The sequence below is a fragment of the Bartonella sp. AA86SXKL genome (assembly GCF_042196885.1).
Genome location: NZ_JBHIRE010000262.1, coordinates 1 through 786 on the forward strand (window position 1 = coordinate 1; position 786 = coordinate 786).

Consider the following 786-nt stretch of genomic DNA (forward strand, 5'->3'; position numbering starts at 1 on the left):
ACAACCGATTTCCTTTGCAAATTGACCTATAGATCCCCAAGACTCAATCAAATTTTTGACATAAAAATTATTAACCATGATCAAAATAGTACATTACGTACAATTTAAAATCAAGACAAAATAGTACACAATGAATGAAAAAAATAGTGGATAATGTACGAATGACTTATTTGCCAAAAGATAGACTTAAAATAGCGCGTAAAAATGCTGGGTATGCAACACCGAGCGAGGCTGCGCGCGCTATATCAGCTCTTAATCAAAATACTCTAATTAGTCATGAAAATGGAAATCGTCCTGTTTCTCGACAAAAAGCCGAACTCTATGGACAAGTATTTAACGTCGATCCGGGATGGATTTTATATGGTGAATCTCCTCAAGAAAATCCTAGTCTTAATATAAGTATTCCTCTTATTTCATGGATTAGTGCTGGAGAGTTAAGCGGGCAAGATGGGATAATGGATTTTTCAGATTATCCTATGACAGAGGCTGTTAATCTTCCTGCCGGTGAATGGATTGCTTTACGTGTAGATGGCGCATCTATGAATAAAATTAGCCCTCCAGATTCTATAATATTTGTAAATATGCGAGACAAAAAACTTGTACCTAATGCCTGCTATGTAATTGCAGATGAAACTGGGCAAGCTACATATAAGCGATATAGACCAAATGATAATCCTCCTTTTCAGCCTGCTTCGTACGATAAAACAATAAAAGCTCCAAAACTTGAAGGTGCCATTTCTATAATAGGTCGTGTACGACGCACTATTCTTGACATGTAAGTACAAT

General features: G+C 36.3%; 1 protein-coding gene. It reads left to right on the forward strand.

What is annotated here, in order from left to right; genetic code table 11:
- Positions 1–161: 161 nt before the first annotated feature.
- Positions 162–779: a LexA family transcriptional regulator gene (locus ACFIO5_RS11415; protein ID WP_375705470.1), complete on the forward strand. Its 618-nt coding sequence runs from the start codon at positions 162–164 to the stop codon at positions 777–779.
- The last annotated feature ends 7 nt before the right edge of the window (positions 780–786 follow it).

What these genes read in the sequence shown, in the direction of transcription:
- ACFIO5_RS11415 (WP_375705470.1), top strand. Translation starts at nt 162, where the DNA reads ATGACTTATTTGCCAAAAGATAGACTTAAAATAGCGCGTAAAAATGCT.